Origin of the sequence: Demequina phytophila (genome assembly GCF_000971135.1) — a bacterium.
In the GTDB taxonomy this organism is placed as follows: domain Bacteria; phylum Actinomycetota; class Actinomycetes; order Actinomycetales; family Demequinaceae; genus Demequina; species Demequina phytophila.
The window spans coordinates 15197-31072 of the sequence record NZ_BBLW01000006.1 but is presented as its reverse complement, the minus strand read 5'-3'; the positions used below and the strand labels follow the sequence as shown (position 1 = coordinate 31072).

The following is a 15876-nucleotide window of genomic DNA, read 5'->3' as shown; positions in this document are numbered from 1 at the left end:
ATGACGACGCCCACGATCAGCCCGTACCTCAAGGATGGGGTCGAGCTCGACCAGATCATCGTCCAGGGGATCCGCGTGACCGCCTTCCACGGCGTGTACCAGCCCGAGAAGGAGTCCGGGCAGCTGTTCCTCGCGGACGTGGTCGCGCACGTGTCCACGCGCAGCGCCGCCTCGAAGGACGACCTCGCCAAGACCGTCAACTACTCCGACATCGCCGACCGCGCCGCCGAGGTGCTGGGTGGCGACCCCAACGACCTCCTCGAGACCGTCGCGGAGCACATCGCGCGCGCGATCCTCGAGATGGAGGGCGTCCACTGCGTCGACGTGGTGGTGCACAAGCCGCAGGCGCCGCTGCACGTCGAGTTCCGCGACGTCATGGTGAAGATCCGCCGCGACCTGCGGTCGGGGGCGCTGTGGGCGGACAAGCGGATCGGCTCCTCGGCGGGGCTGTCGGGCGACCCGTTCGCGCCGCGCGTCCACTCCGACGACCCGGCCGACAACCCTCCCGTCCAGCCCGTGGTCGCGTACCTCGCGCTCGGCGGCAACGTCGGCGACGTCGACACCACCTTCCGTGAGGCGCTGTGGGAGTTGCACCGCATCCCCGGCATCATGGTCCAGCGCGCATCCTCCCTGTTCAGGACCCGTCCCGTGGGCGGCCCCGACCAGGACGACTTCCTCAACGCGGTGGTCGAGATCATGACCGCGATGGCGCCGCGCGAGCTGCTCGCCGCGTGCCAGGGCATCGAGGTGCTGCACGGCCGCGAGCGTCACGTCGAGAACGGCCCCCGCACGCTCGACCTCGACATCCTCGCGTACGGCGACCGCGCCTTCGCGGCCGAGGACCTGGTGGTGCCGCACCCGCGCGCCACCGAGCGTGCGTTCGTGCTGCAGCCGTGGGCGACCCTCGCGCCGCACTACGACGTGCCCGGCGCCGGGACCGTCGAGTCGCTCGCGACGGCCGTCGGCACCGAGGGCGTGGAGCTGGTCCAGGCGCAGTGGCCCGCGCAGCAGTGACCGTGCCGCACCGGGAGTCGCGATGGAGCCGCTGAACCGCGCCAGGCTGGGCGTGCTCGCGGTGATCGTGGGCGCGGTCGCCTGGGGCGTGTCGCTCACCGCGGTGAACTCGGGCGCCTCGCCCATGGCGGTGCCGTGGACGGTCGCCGCGATCGCGGTGGGCGTGGGGCTGGTCGCGCTGTGGCTCGGCTGGGGCGTGCGCCAGTACCGGCGCGGCAAGAACCCGGGGCTCAGCGGCCTGCGCGCGGCCCGGACCGCGGTGTTCGCGCAGGCCTGCGCCTACACGGGCACGATCCTCGCGGGCGCGTTCGCCGGCTACGGCCTCGCGATCGCGCTCGAGTGGTCGCACGCGCCGCGCCGCGAGGTCGCGATCTCCGCGCTCATCGCCGCGCTGGGCGGGCTGGCGATGGTGGTGGCTGCGCTCATCGCCGAGCACTGGTGCAAGGACGACTCCTCCTCTGAGGAAGGCAAGCAGGCCCCGCAGACCACGCCGTAGCTGGCGCGCCGGCCGCGCCCGCCCCCGTCCGCACACGCTATGGGGAACTGGCTGACGCTTTCGCGCGGTCCGGAGTTGCCTGGGGGAACTCAGCGACGATCGGCCGCGGATGGCGCCGGACCGCCGTCGCACGCCCGCGCTCGCACGCTCGGCGAGCTCAACCGCCAATCAGTTCCCCGCAGCAGCACGCAATCCCATCGAACCGTCGCTGAGTTCCCCATAGCGCGTGAGGGCGGCGGAGCGCCGGGGCAGCGGAGCGCAGCGCGGGGTGCCGCGCCGGCACCCACACCCACCACTGGCAGACTGGACACCATGAGCTGGTACGACAACGCCGCGTGGATCTCCGTGTCTCCCCGTCTCATCACGGCACGCCTCATCACGCTGTGGATCACGCTCGGCGTCCTCATCCTCGCGACCGCGATCACTGCGCTCCTCACCCAAGCCGCCTGGGTCTGGACGGCCCCGGCCGCCCTGGCCGTCGCGGGCGCGTGGGCGAGCTGGATCGTCGTCCGCCAGGTCACCGCCCACGCCTGGGCCGAGACCACCGACGACCTCATGGTGAAGAAGGGCCGCATGTTCCGCTCCGTCACGGTGGTGCCGTACGGCCGCATGCAGTTCGTCGACGTGAAAGCCGGCCCGATCGACCGCGCGCTCGGCATCGCGACGGTCCAGCTCCACACCGCCAGCCCCGGCACCGACGCGTCGATCGCCGGCGTCCCCGCGGACGAGGCCGCCCGCCTCCGCGACCGCCTCACCACGCGCGGCGAGGCCCGCCTCGCCGGCCTCTGACCCGGCCAAGAACACCCATGAACAGCCACATCTATCAGGCCCCTCGCGAGTGGACGCGCCTGCACCCGGTCTCGCCGTTCCTGGGCGGCTGGGCGATCCTGGGCCTGCTGCTCGCGTACTGGATCCACCAGTACCTGCCCGACTGGGTCGACGGCGGCGACGAGGAGTTCTCCTTCTTCGACCAGTTCCCGCTGCTGGGCCTGGTCGCGGCGGCGACCCTCGCGTTCGCGCTCACCATCACGGTCTCGTACTGGCAGTGGCGCCGCACCGAGTTCCGCATCGGCGACGATGCGGTCTACCTCCGCCAGGGGATCGTCACCCGCCAGCAGCGCCAGGCCCGACTGGACCGCCTCCAGGCCGTCGACGTGGTCCAGCCGCTCCTCGCCCGGGTCTTCGGCTTCGCCGCCATCACCATCCAGGTCGCCGGCGGCCAGAAGTCCGGCGTCGAGCTCAAGTTCCTCCGCCTCGGCGACGCCGAGGCCCTCCGCAACGAGATCCTCGCGCTCGCCGCCGGCGTGCGCGGCACCGCGGATACCGGGGACGATGCCCCGGTCACCCCGGGCGAGGACGTCGCCCCGGCATCGTCCCCCGGCCTGATCGGCCACCCGCTGGAGCGTCCCCGCACGGCCGTGGCCGCCGCCGAGGAGCGCGAGGTCTACCGCCTCCCCGCGGGCCGGCTGCTCGGCTCGATCGCGCTGTCCACCCCGACGCTTGTCCTCCTCGCGACGCCGGTGGTCGCGCTGATCGCGGTGCTCGGCTTCGACTATGACGTGTGGGGCGCGGTGGCCGCCGTGCTGGGCACCAGCGTGGTGGCGATCGTGACGGCGCTCGCGGGACTGCTCGGCTACTTCTGGACGCGGCTCAACGGCGGCTTCGGGTTCACGGCGGGCATCTCCGCGGACGGGCTGCGCCTGCGCCACGGCCTCACGGAGACCCGCAAGCAGACCGTCCCGCCGGGCCGCGTCGCCGCGATCCGCCTGCATCAGCCCTGGTGGTGGCGCGGTCAGGACTGGTGGCGCATCACCATCAACGTCGCGGGCTACGGCGAGGACCAGGAGTCCGTGTCCGTGCTGCATCCCGTCGCGACGCGCGAGGAGGCGCTGCTCGCGGTGTGGCTGGTGCTGCCCGACCTGGGGGACCCGGACCCGTCCGGCACGCTCGGCCATGCGCTGCACGGTCGTGGCGACGAGGGCGGCTTCACCACCAGCCCCGAGCGCGCGCGTCGCGTCGACCCGCTCCAGTGGCGGTTCCGCGGCGTCCGCGCCACCGACCGCGCGCTGCTGATCCGCCGCGGCCGCTGGGAGAAGGAGCTGTTCGTGGTCCCGCACGAGCGCACCCAGTCCCTGGGCCTCACGCAGGGCCCGCTGCGCCGCGCGCTGGGCCTCGCGAACGTGGTGGTGCACTCGACGCAGGGACCGGTGCAGCCCGTCGCGGCGCACCTCGCGGTGGACGATGCGGTGGCCCTGCTGGACGCCCAGGCCCAGCGGGCGCGGGAGGGCCGGCGCCGGCAGACCCCGGAGCAGTGGATGAGCGCGGTCGGGCTCGAGCAGGAGGCGACTCATGGATGACGTCCGCGGTCACGCGGTCAACGGCAACACGCGCCGGCCGGGCAGGCTCCGGATCGGCGTGGTGGGGGCGGGGCGCGTGGGCGCCGTGCTCGCGGCGGCGCTGCGGGAGGCGGGCCACGACGTGGTCGCCGCGTCCGGCGTGTCCGACGCGACGGTCGCCCGCATCGAGGCGCTGCTGCCGGGCGTGCCCATCGCCGACCCCGACGAGGTGGTCCGCGCCGCCGAGCTGGTGCTGCTCACCGTCCCGGACGACGCGATCGGGCCCGTCGCCACGGGCCTGTCCAAGGTCGAGGCCTGGAGGCCCGGGCAGCTGGTGGTCCACACGTCCGGGCGCCACGGGATCCAGGTGCTGTCCGAGACCGCTACCCCGGGCATCGTCCCCCTGGCGATCCACCCCGCCATGACATTCACCGGCACGTCGCTCGACCGGTCGCGCCTGATCGACGCCGTGTTCGCCGTCACCGCGCCGCCCGGGATGCTGCCCATCGCGCAGGCGCTCGTGGTGGAGATGGGCGGCGAGCCCGTGGTGGTCGAGGAGTGGGACCGGCCGCTCTATCACGCGGCCCTGGTGCACGGTGCGAACCACGTGGTGACCGCGGTCGCGCAGGCCAGCCAGGTGCTGTCGCGGATCGGGATCGAGGAGCCCGCACGGGTGCTGGGGCCGCTCATCCACGCGTCCGTGGATGGCGCGCTGCGCGACGCGCCCGGCGCCGTGTCGACCCTCACCGGGCCGGTGGTGCGCGGCGACGCGGGCACCGTCGCGGCCCACCTGCGCGCGCTGGAGGGGCAGCCCGAGGCGCTGTTCGCGTATCGTGCCATGGCGCGCGCGACGGCCGACCTGGCACTCAGCGGCGGCCGGATCGGGCCCGCGCAGTACGCCGACCTCATCGCGACGCTCGGCACGGAAGGGATGGGGGACTGATGCGTGTAGTCCACACCGCGAGCGAGCTGCGGGGACCGGCGGTGCGGCCGGCCCGGCGCTCCGGGGACAGGCCCTCGCGTGCCGTGGTCATGACCATGGGCGCGCTGCACGAGGGCCACCTCGCGCTGGTGCGCGCCGCGCGCGAGGCCGCCGACGAGGTGGTGGTCACCATCTTCGTCAACCCCCTCCAGTTCGACGACGCCGAGGACCTCGACACCTACCCCCGCACGCTGGACGAGGACTGCGCGCTCCTCGAGCCACTGGGCGTCGACGTGGTCTTCGCGCCCGGCGTCGAGGAGGTCTATCCGGGCGGGCCGCCGGTGGTGACGGTCAACGCGGGACGCATCGGCGAGGTGTTCGAGGGGGCGCATCGTCCCGGTCACCTCGACGGCGTGCTCACCGTGGTGTGCAAGCTCATGCATCTCACGCAGCCCGACCTCGCGTTCTTCGGGCAGAAGGACGCGCAGCAGCTCATCGCCGTGCGCACCATGGTGCGCGACCTCACCATGGGGGTCGAGGTGGTCGCCGTTCCCACGGTGCGCGACGCCGACGGGCTCGCGCTGTCCTCCCGCAACGTGTTCCTCACCGCGCCGCAGCGCGCACAGGCGCTCATCCTCTCGGAGGCCGTCATGGCGGCCGATGCCGCGGCCCGGGCAGGTGCCGACCTCGACGAGGCCGTGTCCGCGGCCCAGGCGGCGCTCGCCCGCGAGCCAGGCGTGAAGCTCGACTACCTCGCGGCGCTCGATCCCGTCACCGCCGAGGGGCTCGACGGGGACTACCGTGGAGAGGCAGTGATCGCCGTGGCCGCCCACGTGGGAGAGACGCGGCTCATCGACAACGTGGTGACGCGGATCGGGCCCCTGCTCGGCTGACACCCGGCCCGCCTGCCCCCGCCCGCCCCGTGCCACCGCGTCGGAAGGATCCCTCATGACCTCGCTCCAGCGCCCGATGATGATCTCCAAGATCCATCGCGCGACCGTCACCCAGGCGGACCTGCACTACGTGGGCTCCGTCACCATCGACGTCGACCTCATGGAGGCGGCGGACCTGCTGCCGGGCCAGCAGGTGGACATCGTCGACATCACCAACGGCGCACGGCTCACCACGTACGCGATCCCGGGGGAGCGCGGCTCGGGGGTGCTGTGCATCAACGGCGCGGCGGCGCACCTGGTGCACCAGGGGGACCTGGTCATCATCATCGGCTACGGCATGCTCGCCGACGCCGAGGCCCGGACCTTCGAGCCCCACGTCGTGTTCGTCGACGCCGCCAACCGCGTGGTCGAGCTGTCCGACGAGCCGGGGCTGGTCCCCGCGGGCGCCGACGGGCTCGAGCCGTCCGGCCTGCCCGTGCACGCGTTCCACGAGCGCGGCTGGGACGCGTTCCCGGCGCGCTGAGCCCCACCCCCAATCCATTCCGCACGGTCGGGGTCCCGGTCGGGGTCCCGCATCCGCGCCGGTAGCCTGGCGTTCATGACCGCCTTCGTGCGCAGCCTGGCCGCGCCTCAGCCCGGCTGGACCATCGAGACCGACGTCATCGTGGTGGGCTCCGGCATCGCTGGCCTCACCACCGCGCTCGACCTGCGCGAGAAGGTGGACCGCGTGCTCGTGGTGACCAAGGGGCTGCTGTCCTCGGGCAGCACGGTGTGGGCGCAGGGCGGCATCGCGGCGGCGCTGGACCCCGAGGACACTCCCGAGGAGCACCTCGAGGACACGCTGGTCGCCGGCGTGGGGCTGTGCTCCGAGGAGGCCGTCCGGGTCCTCGTGACCGAGGGCCCCCACTCGATCCGCAAGCTCCTGCGCCGCGGCGCGCAGTTCGACACCGGCCCCGACGGCGACCTCACCCTCACGCGCGAGGGCGGCCACCACCGCGACAGGATCGTGCACGCGGGCGGCGACGCCACCGGCGCCGAGGTCTCCCGCGCCCTGGTCGAGCAGCTCGAGGCGATCCGCAACGACCCCGGCATCGAGGTCATCGAGCACGCCATGGTGGTCGACCTCCTCACGGGCGCGCCCGACGCGGAGGGCCGCCCGGGCCCCGTCTGCGGCGCGACCATCCACGTGATCGGTGAGGGCTCGCGCGACGGCGTGGGCGCGGCGCTCGCGAAGGCCGTGGTGTTCGCGACGGGCGGCATCGGCCAGGTGTTCCGCTCCTCGACCAACCCCGCCTCGTCGACCGGCGACGGCCTCGCGGCGGCGCTGCGCGCGGGCGCCGCGGTCGCGGACGTCGAGTTCGTGCAGTTCCACCCGACGGTGCTGTGGCAGGGCGCGAACGCGCGCGGCCAGCTGCCGCTCATCTCGGAGGCGGTCCGCGGCGAGGGGGCCTACCTTCTCAACGGCGCGGGCGAGCGGTTCATGGTGGGCCGCCACGAGCTCGCCGAGCTCGCGCCCCGCGACGTGGTGAGCCGCACCATCGTCGACGTGATGCGCGAGGACGAGTCCGACTCCGTCTTCCTCGACTGCCGCCACCTCGACCGGGACTTCCTCGAGCGCCGCTTCCCATCCATCTGGCGCTCCCTCGAGGGCCACGGCCTGGACATGTCGCGCGACCTCATCCCCGTCGCGCCCGCGCAGCACTTCCACTCCGGCGGCATCCTCACGGACCTCCACGGGCGCTCGACGCAGCGCGGCCTCTACGCCATCGGCGAGGCCGCGTGCACGGGCGTCCATGGCGCCAACCGCCTCGCCTCGAACTCGCTGCTCGAGGGGCTCGTGTTCGCGCGCCGCGCGGCGCGCGACGCCGCGGAGATGGTGGCGGACGGGGTCCTCACCCAGCTCGAGCCCGTCGAGCGGTCGGGCGAGTCAGCCCTGGTACCGGCGACGATGCGCCCGCGAGTCCAGGCCATCGCCCACGAGGGCGCGGGGCCGGTTCGCGACGGCGACACCCTGGACGATGCGGTGGCCCGGTTGGATCGCATCCGCGCCCGCTTCCACACGGACCCGGTGACGGCCGTGGTGCCTCAGGTGGCGGAGTGGGAGACCACGAACATCGTCGCGGCGGCCTCCGTGCTGGTCGAGGCCGCGCTGCTGCGCGAGGAGTCCCGCGGTGGCCACCAGCGCTCGGACTTCCCCGAGACCGATCCCGAGTGGGCGGTCCACCTGGCCGCGCGGCTTTCACCGGACGGCACGCTGGAGTTCGCGCAGGCGCCGCTCGAGCTGGGGGAGTAGGCCGCTACCCGACGAGGCCGACCACGTGGGGCGCGAGCGCGTCGGGATCCACCGCGTGGCCCTGGCCCTCCACCAGCGCAAACGTCGCGCCGGGGACGGTCGCGGCGAGCTCGCGCGCGCCCCACTGCAGGAAGTCGGGCGTCGCCGAACCGGCCAGCGCGAGCGTGGGTGCGCCAATGGCCGCGAGGTCGTCCGGAACCGACGAGTCGCCCATCGCCGCATCGTCGTACGCCAAGGTCGGCGCGATCGCCAGGTTGCCCTCCCACCCGGGCGACCGGCGCATCGTCTCCACGGCGGCGTCGGGGACGCCCACCCGCGCGAAGAACGCGGCCAGCGCGCCATCGCGATCGCCCCGCTCGAGCGCCGCGGTGAGCGCGGCGGTGTACGCCGCCGCTCCGTCGCGTGCCGGCGGCGGCATGAATGGAGGCTCGTAGGCGATCAGATGCGTCACCGCGTCGCCCAGCGCCGCGGCGGCGCGAGCCGCGAGGGCGCCGCCGGACGACATCCCGAGGAGCGCCGCGGTCCCGCCCGCCGCGTCGATCACGGCGGCGATGTCCTCGATCTCGCGCTCGACGGCGAAGGGTGCGGTGTCGCCGCTCGCGCCCCGTCCGCGACGGTCGTACACGTGGACGGTGAGGTGGGTCGCGAGGGCGGCCGCGATGCCGCGCGCCGGCCCGGAGTCGCGGAAGCACATGGCCCCGTCGACGACCACGATCGCAGGGCCGGTGCCGAGGCTCTCGTGTCCGATCCGGGTGCCGTCGGCGGAGGTGACGTCGCTCATGGGAGCCATGCTCCACCCGCGCCGGGCCGGCGTCGACCGCGCGCGCTGCACACACCGACCCGTGTTGCGCGCGACGCCGGAGACGCCCGCATCGCTCGGGGTGCGGAGGCTCGTACCGCCACCCTCGTCGTTTTCATGCACTCTCGCGAAGGGCGCGATCGGTTCCGGCGAGTGGGGAGCGCCCGTTCGGCGCGCTGGCGTGCTGAATCGGGTGCCAGATGGGAGCTTGTCCCGATCTTCCTGCTAGATGTGGCGCCGATCGGGTCGAATGGCGTCCGTATGCGGGCCGGTCGCGCGTCACCAGGCTCGCGAAAGTGCATGAAAACGGCGAGCGTGCGCGCACCACTGGCGCGGTCGCGCGCGCTCGCCGTTCTCGCCGGGCCGGCGCTCCGGATCAGGCGGGCTGGAACGCACCCGTCGCGAGCTCGACGCCCGGGACGGCCTCGACCAGCGTGAACATGCCGCCGTCGAACGTCGCCGAGTCGAAGCCGTGCTGGCTCAGGACGCGGTGCGCGTAGTACGAGCGCACGCCCGAGGCGCAGATCACGCGGATCGGCCGCCCGGCCGCGAGCTGCTTCACACCCTCGATGTACTCGCGCAGGTGAGTGTGCGGCAGGTTGACCGCCGTCGGCAGGTGGCCGCCGGCGTACTCGCGCTCGCTGCGCACGTCGAGGAGCAGCGCGTTGTCCACGACCCACGGGAGGTCTGCGGCCGTCCACAGGGTGGTGGTGCCGTTGATGACGTTCTGCGCGGCGAAGCCCAGCATGTTGATGGGGTCCTTGGCGGACCCGAAGGGGGGTGCGTATGCGAGCTCGAGCTCCGCGATGTCGTCGGCAGAGAAGCCCGCCCGCAGCGCCGTGGCGAGCACGTCGATGCGCTTGTCGGCGCCGTCCGGGCCCACGGCCTGGGCACCCAGCAGCTCCCCGGTGGGAGAGAACACGCCCATGAGGTGCAGGATCTGCGAGCCGGGGAAGTAGCCCGCGTGGTTGCCGGGGTGCGTGTGGACCACGAAGTACTCGATGCCGGCCGCGTCCAGCATGCGCGGCGACGCGCCCGTCATGGCGGCCGTCAGCCCGAACGCGCGCACGATGGCGGTCCCGAGCACCGGCTGTGCCTTGTCGGTGCGACCCATGATCGAGTCCGCCGCGCGGCGGCCCTGACGGTTCGCGGGGCCGGCGAGCGGCACCGGGCCCACCTGGCCGGTGACGCCGTGGCGCACGGCGATCGCGTCCCCCGCGGCCCAGATGTGCGCGTCCGAGGTGCGCTGGAGCTCGTCGACCACGATCGCGCCGCGGTCGGTCACCTCGAGGCCCGCCTCGGCCGCGAGCGACGAGTTCGGCCGCACGCCCACGGACACCACCACGATGTCCGCCGCCACCTCGGTGCCGTCGCCGAGCGAGACGGTGACCGCGGCATCGTCCCCGGCGGAGCCGGCGCGCACGCCGGTCGCCGCGACGCCCGTGCGCACGTCCACGCCGTTCGCGCGCAGCTCCTTCTCGACGAGCGCGCTCATCTCGGGCGCGAGCGGCGGGAGCACCTGCGGGGCCAGCTCGACCAGGGTGACGTCGAGGCCGCGGTGGCGGAACGCCTCGGCGGTCTCGAGGCCGATGAACCCGGCGCCCATCACGACCGCGCGCTTCGCGGTGGCGGTGCGGGCAGCGAGCGAGCGCGCCTCGTCGACGGTGCGCAGGTGGGTGACCTCGGGCAGGTCCATGCCGGGGATCGGCGGGACGATCGCATCAGCACCGGGGGAGAGCACCAGCGCGTCGTAGGACAGCGTCTCGGTGCCGGCGGGGGTCGCGACCAGGACGGTCTGCGCGGTGCGGTCGATTCCGATGACCTCGTGCTCGGTGCGGACGTCGAGGTCGAGCGACGCGCGGAGGGTCTCCGGCGTGTGCAGCAGCAGGTACGAGTCCTGCTCGATCTCGCCGCTCACGTGATAGGGCAGGCCGCAGTTCGCGAACGAGACGTACTTGCCCTTCTCGAGCACGATGATCTCCGCGTGCTCGTCGAGGCGGCGCGCGCGGGCCGCGGCGCTCATGCCGCCTGCCACTCCACCGATCACCAGGATGCGCATGTGAGGTCCTTCCGTCGAAGTTTCGGGAACCAGGCTAACAGATACCCCCGGGGGTATATTCCGACCTTGGTCCCGAATCACATCTCGCGGGGACGATGCACGGGTGACGGGCCTCCTGCGAGGCCCGTCCGGGTCCGGCGGCGGGGTGCCGCCGGAGAGCCGGCTCAGGCCAGCGACATGAACATCTTCTGGAGGCGCTCCTTGGCCTCGGTGGTGTCCTCGTCGGCGCGGACGCACTGCTCGAGTCCCGTCGCGATCATGGTGAAGCCGGCGCGGTCGATCGCCTTGGAGACGGCGGCGAGCTGGGTGACGACGTCGGCGCAGTCGCGGCCGTCCTCGATCATCTTCAGCACGCCCGCGAGCTGGCCGTGCGCGCGGCGCAGGCGCTTGACGACGGGGTCCATGTCCTCGGCGCTCAGGTGAATCTCGGTCATCGCGTGCTCCTCCGGGTGGGTGACGATCAGCGGCCAGGATACCCCGAGGGGGTATATGCGGGCCAGGCCCCGGGTCCCGGCAGGCAGAATGGCCCCATGACCGCCGCCGCTACCGCCGCTGCGCCCGACGCGCCCCGCCCGCCGCATCCCGAGGAGCTGCCGCAGGAGGCGCCGCTCGACGCGACAGCCCTCGCGCGCATCGTCTCCCTCGCGCTCGACGAGGACCTGGGCACCGCCCCCGGCCGCGACGTCACCACGCAGTCCACCATCCCCGCCGACGTCGAGGTGTCCGGCGTAGTCGCCACCCGCGAGGACTGCGTCCTCGCAGGTATCGGCGCGATCCAGGAGACGATGCGCCAGGTCGCCGAGCGCCTCGGCCTCGCCGCTCCGACGGTCACCCTGGAGGCGGCCGACGGGGATCGGCTTGAGGCCGGCGCGGTCATCGCGCGGTTCGCGGGCCCCGGCCACGTGGTCCTCATCGCCGAGCGCACGCTCCTCAACCTCATGTCGCGCGCCTCCGGCGTCGCCACCCACACGCGCCGCTGGGCCGACGCGCTCGAGGGCACCGGCGCGCGCGTGCTCGACACCCGCAAGACCACGCCCGGTCTGCGCGCGCTCGAGAAGTACGCCGTCCGGATGGGTGGAGGCGTCAACAAGCGGATGGGCCTGTTCGACTGCGCGATGGTGAAGGACAACCACATCGTGGCGGCGGGGTCGGTGGGCGACGCGATCGCCCGAATCCAGGCGCGCTTCCCCGACGTGCCCGTCCAGGTAGAGGTCGAGGACGCGGCCCAGGCCGCCGAGGCGATCGCCGCGGGAGCGCGGTTCCTCATGCTCGACAACATGCCGCCGGAGACGATGCGCGCGCTGGTCGCGCGGGTCCGTGCGGGCGAGCAGGGGGAGCCAGGCACCGGCAAGGTGTGGCTCGAGGCGACCGGCGGCCTCACCCTCGCGAACGTGCGCGACGTCGCCGCGACGGGCGTCGACTTCATGTCCGTGGGCGCGCTCACGCACTCGAGCCCGATCGTGGACCTCGGGCTCGACCTGGCCTGACCCGCCCAGCCCCCATCCGTTCCGCACGGTCGGGCGGGCGACACGCGGGGCTGAACCCGCGCATCGTCCCTCCGCGGCGGAGTGTCGCCGCTCGGACCGTGCCCAGCTAACGGGGACCGTCCCCCGCAGCACCCCACGTAGAATCTTCACCGTGACTGAGCAGACCGCCGCGCCCGCCCCCGCCGACCCCGCGACCGCCACGGACGACGTCCCCGAGCAGATGCGCGTGCGCCGCGAGAAGCGCGACCGCCTCATCGCGGACGGCCGCGGCGCGTACCCCGTCACCGTGCCCAAGACGCACGAGATCGCGGACGTCAAGGCGCAGTACGCGCACCTCGAGGACGGCGAGGAGACGCAGGATGTGGTCGGCGTCGCCGGCCGCGTGGTGTTCATCCGCAACACGGGCAAGCTCTGCTTCGCCTCGATCCAGGACGGCGCGGGCGAGCGCCTGCAGATCATGCTCAGCCTCGCCGAGGTGGGCGAGGAGTCCCTCGCGTCGTTCAAGGCCGACGTCGACCTGGGCGACCACCTGTTCGCCCAGGGCCGCGCGATCAAGTCGCGCCGCGGCGAGGTCTCCGTCTTCGCGAGCGACTGGGCCGTCGCCGCCAAGGCGCTCCGCCCCCTCCCGACGCTGCACAAGGACCTCGCCGAGGACACCCGCGTGCGCCAGCGCTACGTCGACCTCATCGCCCGCCCGCTCGCCCGCGAGACCGCCCGCAACCGCGCGACAATGATGCGCAGCCTGCGCGACAGCCTGCACTCGCGCGGCTTCATCGAGGTCGAGACCCCGATGCTCCAGACCCAGCCCGGCGGCGCCGCCGCGCGCCCGTTCATCACCCACATGAACGCGTACGACATCGACCTCTACATGCGCATCGCGCCCGAGCTGTTCCTCAAGCGCGCGGCCGTGGGCGGCATCGAGAAGGTCTTCGAGATCAACCGCAACTTCCGCAACGAGGGCGCGGACAGCTCGCACAGCCCCGAGTTCTCCATGCTCGAGGCGTACGAGGCGTACGGCGACTACACCACCATCGGCCGCCTCACGCAGGACCTGGTCCAGGGCGCGGCGCAGGACGTGTTCGGCACCCAGGTGGTGACGCTCGCGGACGGCACCGAGTACGACCTCGGCGGCGAGTGGGCGAACATCACCATGTACGGCTCGCTGTCGGAGGCGATCGGCGAGGAGATCACGCCCGAGACCTCGGTCGCGTACCTCCAGCAGCTGTGCGATCGCTTCGAGGTCTCCGTCGACCCCAAGCGCGTCAACCACGGCAAGCTGATCGAGGAGCTGTGGGAGCACCACGTGGGAGACACGCTCACGGCGCCCACGTTCGTCCGCGACTTCCCGGTCGAGACCTCGCCGCTCACCCGCGACCACCGCTCGATCGACGGCGTGGTCGAGAAGTGGGACCTCTACGTGCGCGGCTTCGAGCTCGCCACGGGCTACTCCGAGCTGGTCGACCCCGTCATCCAGCGCGAGCGCTTCGAGCAGCAGGCCCGCATGGCCGCCCAGGGCGACGACGAGGCCATGCGCCTCGACGAGGACTTCCTCACCGCGATGGAGTACGCGATGCCCCCGAGCGGCGGCATGGGCATGGGCATCGACCGCCTGCTGATGGCGCTCACCGGGCTCGGCATCCGCGAGACCATCCTGTTCCCGCTCGTCAAGCCCACCGACGACTAAGGGAGCGGGCGTGGAGACCTGGCAGGCCGTCGCGATCGGCATCATCCCGTCGATCGGCGTGGGCGCGATCTTCTGGTTCGCGATGCGTTCCGTGATCCGTGCGGACAGAAATGAGCGTGCCGCTCTCGCCGAGGAGGACGCGAGGGCTGCGGCGGAGCAGGCCGGCACGCCGGACACCAGGGACGATGCTCCCGCGGGCTCCTCGCAGGAGCCTCGCCAGGCCTAGGGTAGCCGCGGTTATCGGCGCGCAGAGAGCTCTCGGGCAAACTCGCGACCGATAATTCCCGACTTTCCTCGGGTGTGGCATTTTCCACGGTTCCGCGAGGCGAATTGACGCGCATGACAATGCAATGCGAATATCGCCTCACCTCCCGTGAAAGGAAATGCAGTGGCGCAGAAGGTTCAGGTCGTTCTGGTCGATGACATCGACGGCTCCGTCGCGACGGAGACGGTCGCATTCTCGCTCGACGGCTCGTCGTACGAGGTCGACCTCAACGAGGCCAACGCCTCCGCCCTCCGCGACGCGCTCGCGCCGTGGATCTCCGCCGGCCGCCGCACCGCGACCCGCAAGGCCGCCGCGCGCAAGGCGACCCGTGCATCGTCCGGCGGCGACGCCGCGGCGATCCGCACCTGGGCGAAGGAGAACGGCGTGGACGTCCCCGAGCGCGGCCGCATCCCGGCCAAGGTCCGCGAGGCCTACGACGCCGCACAGTGACGCTCCTCTGGGGCACGTATCCGGCGGCCGGGCTCGGCACGCCGGCGGGGCTGGGCGAGGGGATCTTCCGGTCGGCGGTGCCTGAGTCGCCGCACGCGGAGCGGGTCCTCGAGCTGCCCGCGCCCTCCTTCCTGGTCGCGCACCCGACGCTGCCGCTGGTGTACGTCGCGTGCGAGCTGCCCGCGAGCCAGGTGGTGGTGCTCGACGTGAGACGCCCGGACGCGCCGCGCATCGTCGCGACCCTGGCGACCGGTGGCGCGGACGCCTGCCACCTGCTCCTCGCGCCCGACGCGCTCACGCTCTACGTCAGCCACTACTCGAGCGGCGACCTCGCGGTCGTCCCGCTCGGGATGGACGGGCTACCCAGGGACGATGCGCCGGCCCAGCTGCTCGGGCACGCGGGCTCGGGCCCGGTGGAGGACCGCCAGGAGGGCCCGCACGCGCACTCGGCGCTGTTCGCACCGGGCGGGCGGCACGTGCTCGTCGCGGACCTCGGGACCGACGAGCTGCGCCGGTACCAGGTGCTCGCCGACGGGCTGCTCGACCCCGACGGCATCGCCGCGATCCTGCCGCCCGGCGCCGGGCCGCGTCACGTGGCCGTGCGGGGGCACCTGCTCTACGTGACGTGCGAGCTGGACCACGTCCTGCGGACGCTGCGCTGGGATCCCGAGTCCGCGACCGCCGAGGTGATCGCGGAGGCCCCGTCGACCCTCGCGGCGCCGCGCAGCGCCGAGCTGCAGGACGCGCACGTGCTGCTGGTGCCGGGCGCCTCGCGCGGGGCCGGCGACGTGCTGCTGGTGAGCGTGCGCGGCGCGGACGTCATCAGCGTGTTCGACGTCGCCCCGGAGGGTGAGCTCACGTACCGCGGCGCGTTCGACGCCGGGCATTGGCCCCGCTACTTCGCGGTCCTGGGCGACCGGCTGGTGGTGGGGGAGGAGCGCGGCCATCGCGCCCGCTCCTTCGCGCTCGCGGACGTGCTGGGGCTCCCGGCGGAGCAGGGCATCGGCGACGTGGTCGACCTTCCGTACGCGGAGGGCGAGATCGAGAGCCCGGCCTGCGTGATCGAGGTCTGACCCGCCCCGCCAGTTCGCTCCGCACGGTTTCACTGGGTGAGACTCGGCGTGTCGCCGAATCCGGCCCGTGGTTGCCGGGGTGTCGCGCGTGGAACCGTGCGCAGC

The 15876-nt window shown here is 73.2% G+C and carries 16 protein-coding genes; 13 read left to right on the top strand and 3 right to left on the bottom strand.

Features of this window, described 5'->3' with window-relative positions; all coding sequences use genetic code 11:
- From folK to AOM01_RS09850, 8 genes are all read left to right on the top strand, one after another.
- Complete coding sequence (gene folK / locus AOM01_RS09885) at positions 1-1014, top strand: 2-amino-4-hydroxy-6-hydroxymethyldihydropteridine diphosphokinase (RefSeq protein WP_062292669.1); 1014 nt, start codon at positions 1-3, stop codon at positions 1012-1014.
- Between the two features lie 22 nt (positions 1015-1036).
- Positions 1037-1510 carry a DUF3180 domain-containing protein gene (locus AOM01_RS09880; protein WP_062292667.1) on the top strand — a complete coding sequence of 158 codons (474 nt, stop codon included), beginning with the start codon at positions 1037-1039 and terminating at the stop codon, positions 1508-1510.
- Positions 1511-1822: 312 nt separating this feature from the next.
- The gene (locus AOM01_RS09875) at positions 1823-2299 is read left to right on the top strand and encodes a PH domain-containing protein (protein ID WP_062292664.1); all 477 of its coding nucleotides are present in this window, start codon (positions 1823-1825) and stop codon (positions 2297-2299) included.
- Positions 2300-2316: 17 nt separating this feature from the next.
- Positions 2317-3867 carry a PH domain-containing protein gene (locus tag AOM01_RS09870; protein ID WP_062292661.1) on the top strand — a complete coding sequence of 517 codons (1551 nt, stop codon included), beginning with the start codon at positions 2317-2319 and terminating at the stop codon, positions 3865-3867.
- Positions 3860-4789: a Rossmann-like and DUF2520 domain-containing protein gene (locus AOM01_RS09865; protein ID WP_062292658.1), complete on the top strand. Its 930-nt coding sequence runs from the start codon at positions 3860-3862 to the stop codon at positions 4787-4789. The genes AOM01_RS09870 and AOM01_RS09865 overlap by 8 nt, the downstream gene beginning before the upstream one ends.
- Positions 4789-5661, top strand: a complete 873-nt coding sequence (gene panC, locus AOM01_RS09860) for a pantoate--beta-alanine ligase (RefSeq protein WP_062292655.1) — start codon at positions 4789-4791, stop codon at positions 5659-5661. Before AOM01_RS09865 ends, panC begins: the two co-directional genes overlap by 1 nt.
- Before the next feature lie 55 nt (positions 5662-5716).
- Positions 5717-6184 carry an aspartate 1-decarboxylase gene (gene panD, locus AOM01_RS09855; protein WP_062292652.1) on the top strand — a complete coding sequence of 156 codons (468 nt, stop codon included), beginning with the start codon at positions 5717-5719 and terminating at the stop codon, positions 6182-6184.
- Positions 6185-6259: 75 nt separating this feature from the next.
- Positions 6260-7954 carry an L-aspartate oxidase gene (locus AOM01_RS09850; protein ID WP_062292649.1) on the top strand — a complete coding sequence of 565 codons (1695 nt, stop codon included), beginning with the start codon at positions 6260-6262 and terminating at the stop codon, positions 7952-7954.
- 4 nt (positions 7955-7958) lie between these two features.
- Here the strand turns inward: AOM01_RS09850 and AOM01_RS09845 are convergent, their stop codons facing one another.
- The 3 genes from AOM01_RS09845 to AOM01_RS09835 form a co-directional block, all read right to left on the bottom strand.
- Complete coding sequence (locus AOM01_RS09845) at positions 7959-8735, bottom strand: alpha/beta fold hydrolase (RefSeq protein WP_062292646.1); 777 nt, start codon at positions 8733-8735, stop codon at positions 7959-7961.
- A gap of 394 nt (positions 8736-9129) precedes the next feature.
- Positions 9130-10812, bottom strand: a complete 1683-nt coding sequence (locus AOM01_RS09840; RefSeq protein WP_062292644.1) for an FAD-dependent oxidoreductase — start codon at positions 10810-10812, stop codon at positions 9130-9132.
- A gap of 164 nt (positions 10813-10976) precedes the next feature.
- Positions 10977-11237, bottom strand: coding sequence for a metal-sensitive transcriptional regulator (locus AOM01_RS09835; protein ID WP_082097458.1), 261 nt, complete (start codon positions 11235-11237; stop codon positions 10977-10979).
- Between the two features lie 105 nt (positions 11238-11342).
- Here AOM01_RS09835 and nadC point away from each other — a divergent pair, with 105 nt between their 5' ends.
- From nadC to AOM01_RS09810, 5 genes are all read left to right on the top strand, one after another.
- On the top strand, positions 11343-12299 hold the full coding sequence (gene nadC / locus AOM01_RS09830; protein ID WP_082110154.1) for a carboxylating nicotinate-nucleotide diphosphorylase: 957 nt from the start codon (positions 11343-11345) through the stop codon (positions 12297-12299).
- Positions 12300-12519: 220 nt separating this feature from the next.
- Positions 12520-13983: a lysine--tRNA ligase gene (gene lysS, locus AOM01_RS09825; RefSeq protein ID WP_062293119.1), complete on the top strand. Its 1464-nt coding sequence runs from the start codon at positions 12520-12522 to the stop codon at positions 13981-13983.
- Between the two features lie 10 nt (positions 13984-13993).
- Complete coding sequence (locus AOM01_RS09820) at positions 13994-14209, top strand: hypothetical protein (protein ID WP_062292639.1); 216 nt, start codon at positions 13994-13996, stop codon at positions 14207-14209.
- Positions 14210-14371: 162 nt separating this feature from the next.
- The gene (locus tag AOM01_RS09815) at positions 14372-14698 is read left to right on the top strand and encodes a histone-like nucleoid-structuring protein Lsr2 (protein WP_062292636.1); all 327 of its coding nucleotides are present in this window, start codon (positions 14372-14374) and stop codon (positions 14696-14698) included.
- Positions 14695-15771 (top strand): lactonase family protein, encoded by a 1077-nt coding sequence (locus AOM01_RS09810; protein ID WP_062292634.1) that lies wholly within the window; start codon positions 14695-14697, stop codon positions 15769-15771. Before AOM01_RS09815 ends, AOM01_RS09810 begins: the two co-directional genes overlap by 4 nt.
- Positions 15772-15876: the final 105 nt, after the last annotated feature.

Coding starts and splice junctions, on each gene's coding strand:
- folK (WP_062292669.1), top strand. CDS start 1: ATGACGACGCCCACGATCAGCCCGTACCTCAAGGATGGGGTCGAGCTC.
- AOM01_RS09880 (WP_062292667.1), top strand. CDS start 1,037: ATGGAGCCGCTGAACCGCGCCAGGCTGGGCGTGCTCGCGGTGATCGTG.
- AOM01_RS09875 (WP_062292664.1), top strand. CDS start 1,823: ATGAGCTGGTACGACAACGCCGCGTGGATCTCCGTGTCTCCCCGTCTC.
- AOM01_RS09870 (WP_062292661.1), top strand. CDS start 2,317: ATGAACAGCCACATCTATCAGGCCCCTCGCGAGTGGACGCGCCTGCAC.
- AOM01_RS09865 (WP_062292658.1), top strand. CDS start 3,860: ATGGATGACGTCCGCGGTCACGCGGTCAACGGCAACACGCGCCGGCCG.
- panC (WP_062292655.1), top strand. CDS start 4,789: ATGCGTGTAGTCCACACCGCGAGCGAGCTGCGGGGACCGGCGGTGCGG.
- panD (WP_062292652.1), top strand. CDS start 5,717: ATGACCTCGCTCCAGCGCCCGATGATGATCTCCAAGATCCATCGCGCG.
- AOM01_RS09850 (WP_062292649.1), top strand. CDS start 6,260: ATGACCGCCTTCGTGCGCAGCCTGGCCGCGCCTCAGCCCGGCTGGACC.
- AOM01_RS09845 (WP_062292646.1), bottom strand. CDS start 8,735: ATGAGCGACGTCACCTCCGCCGACGGCACCCGGATCGGACACGAGAGC.
- AOM01_RS09840 (WP_062292644.1), bottom strand. CDS start 10,812: ATGCGCATCCTGGTGATCGGTGGAGTGGCAGGCGGCATGAGCGCCGCG.
- nadC (WP_082110154.1), top strand. CDS start 11,343: ATGACCGCCGCCGCTACCGCCGCTGCGCCCGACGCGCCCCGCCCGCCG.
- lysS (WP_062293119.1), top strand. CDS start 12,520: ATGCGCGTGCGCCGCGAGAAGCGCGACCGCCTCATCGCGGACGGCCGC.